Below are 2,668 nucleotides of genomic sequence, written 5' to 3'. Positions count from 1 at the left end.
CCTGTTGGTCATGCTGGCCCTGATCACCCTGGTACCCGAGATCAGCCTCTGGCTGCCCAGGACGCTCAAATGACCGGTGACCCGCCCCCCCGCAAACGTGTCGTGACCATGACTGGCGCCTATCAGCGGCGCAACTATACGGTCTACGATCTGATACAGCATAAAGGCACAGGTCAAAAGGTTCAGGCCATGACATTCACGCCCGAGGAAGCCGAGGCCGCCGAGGCGGCAGCGCTTGATATGATCAACATCCGCTGGACTGCGCAAAGGCCCGAAGATGCTGTCGCGCTACGACGGGCAGCGCCCGAAACCTTTATGACCTTTTGCATGCCGCCAACACTTGCCGCGAGCGAGACCGAAGCATTGCGTGCCGCTTTCACCGCGATGGAAGCCGGGGCCGACAGCGTTTATTGCGCGTGGAGCGCCAGGTATATTGAGGCGATGGCCGCCGCCGGTGTGCCGGTCATGGGCCATATTGGCCTGGTTCCGCGCAAAAGCACCTGGACCGGCGGCCTGCGCGCTGTGGGCAAGACGCCGGATCAGGCGAAAGCCCTGCACGCCGATCTGAAAGCGCTGGAAAACGCCGGCGCATGGGCCGTCGAATGCGAGGTGATCCCGCATAACGTCATGGCGGTTCTGGCCCGTGACACCAGTCTGGTGACGATCTCACTTGGTTCGGGGACGGATTGTGATGTGCAGCATCTCTTTGCCGAAGACATCCTTGGGACAGCAGAAGCCCCCCCAGCCCGCCACGGCAAGCGCTATAGAAACCTTTATGACGCGTACCAACGACTACAAGGCGAACGCATTGCCGCCTTTGCGGAATATGCCGACGAGGTGCGCAACGGGGCATTTCCGCAACCAAGGCACCTTGTGCAGGCAGACAGCAGCACTGTGTTGGTCCTTGAAGACCTGATTGCACGGGGCGTGACAGATGGGCCGCTATGATTGGCGGGCTCGTACAAAGGCCCCTGAAATGAAGCTAACCAGATCAAAAGACTTGCTTGGATCTGGGGATTGGAATGCTAACTAATAGATGGTTATTAATTCAAACTCCAGTTCCACCCCCGCACGCCTGCGGAAAACCCACCGCGGGAAGATCCTGTCGCGCATTCAGGCCGAGCCGGGCATCTCGCGCGCCGACCTTGCGCGTATGTGCGGTTTTTCAGAAATGGCGGCGACCCGGATTGTCCGAGAGTTGCTTTCCGCCGGGATCATCGAAGAATCCAACACCCCGGACAAAGCCAGGCAGAAACATGTTGGCAGGCAGTTCTGCCGCGAAATCCAACAGATCATTGACCTTCCGGTCGAGATTGAAAACCTCTGTAATGCTCTGGCGATTGCGGAAATGCGATTTGGCATGGCGCGCGACGTTGCCGACTTTACGTTGATCCACGTCGCGACATTTGTCGGAGCCGGAATTGTGTCGGAAAACAAATTGGTGCGCGGCGATGCCGTGGTTTCCGGGCTGATGGGGCATTTTCGATCAGAAAAACGCCCCTTGATTTGCACCTGCGGCCGGCGTGATTGCCTGCATCTTTCGGCCACTGGCTTTGGCTTGTTATCGCGCATGGGAAAACTGGATCATCAAACCTTTGATACCTCCCAGCTGTCGTATTACGCAGCCTCGCTATTGGCCGCGCTCAAAGACGAAAACGCAGCCAAATTTGTGGCCGAGACAGGCGCCAATGTCCCGCCAGCCATAGATGTCGTTGCCAACCTACTGAGACCCAAAATGATCATTCTCAGCGGGTATCTGGGCTCTAGCGACTGTTATTTTGACGCCGCGCAAAAGGCGCTGATCGATCATTTTGACTATGATCCACGCCATTCGTTTACTTTGCTCAAAGGTACCATTTCGTCGGTCGCGGCGGCAGCCCTGCTGGCGCTGCATTCTTTTTGCTATTCTGACCGGCTGGATTATGACCGTTTTGCCCGCTTTGCGGATCAATCCCAGGAAAGCAACCATGGATAAGACCCTGCGCCTTTTTGTGCTGCCCACGATCGTCGCCACAAGTGCGGTCATTCTGGTTGGGCTCACGCTTTACACTGCCTATTTTGGCGTTTTTCCTGATGGGATCCAGCGCAGCGCACATTTGCTGTTGGTGATGGTCATGGTTTTCACCATGGCCCTGCAATCCTCACTTGACCCGGAAAGCGGCGATCATCGCGGACCAAAGGCGATCTTGGCCAGGCTTTGGATTGCTATGGCTTTGACGGGTGCCGCCGTCGCCATCGGGCACCAGCTGTGGAATTTTGATGCCATCAATGACCGTTATGGTGCGATCACACCTTACGAGATTTTCTTTGGCTCTATGCTGGTGGTGGCGCTGTTTGACGCTTGCCGCCGCACCATCGGCTGGCCAATTGTTATCCTGGCCAGCCTATTTTTGTGCTATGGGCTGTTGGGCGCCTATTTGCCGGATCCCCTGGCGCATCGCGGCTATTCGCTGAAACGGGTGGCATCGCAGGTCTATCTGGGGGGCGGCGGTATTTTTGGCACGCCCCTTGGCGTCAGCGCCACATTTGTCACCGGCGTGGTGGTGCTTGGCGCCTTGTTGGAAAAAACCGGTGCGGGCCAGGTCTTGATGGATTTTGCGACCGCGCTGACGGGTCGCATGCGCGGCGGGCCCGCAAAGGCGGCGGTCGTGTCCTCCGGCCTCACCGG

3 protein-coding genes are annotated in these 2,668 nt (G+C 57.8%); all 3 read left to right on the top strand.

Annotation, left to right across the window (positions count from 1 at the left end):
- Positions 1-948, top strand: a 948-nt coding sequence (locus Q1B15_RS16640) for a 3-methyl-2-oxobutanoate hydroxymethyltransferase (protein ID WP_299755749.1), incomplete at its 5' end; no start/stop codon positions are given.
- An 88-nt stretch (positions 949-1,036) separates the two neighbouring features.
- Positions 1,037-1,975 carry an ROK family transcriptional regulator gene (locus Q1B15_RS16635; RefSeq protein ID WP_299755747.1) on the top strand — a complete coding sequence of 313 codons (939 nt, stop codon included), beginning with the start codon at positions 1,037-1,039 and terminating at the stop codon, positions 1,973-1,975.
- The coding region (locus tag Q1B15_RS16630) for a TRAP transporter large permease subunit (RefSeq protein WP_299755745.1) at positions 1,968-2,668 on the top strand (701 nt) is incomplete at its 3' end. The genes Q1B15_RS16635 and Q1B15_RS16630, both read left to right, overlap by 8 nt.

It is taken from the genome of uncultured Boseongicola sp. (genome assembly GCF_937988555.1).
Taxonomy (GTDB): Bacteria; Pseudomonadota; Alphaproteobacteria; order Rhodobacterales; family Rhodobacteraceae; genus Boseongicola.
Note: the sequence above shows the minus strand (reverse complement) of the source record. Positions and strands in the feature narration are given on the sequence as shown.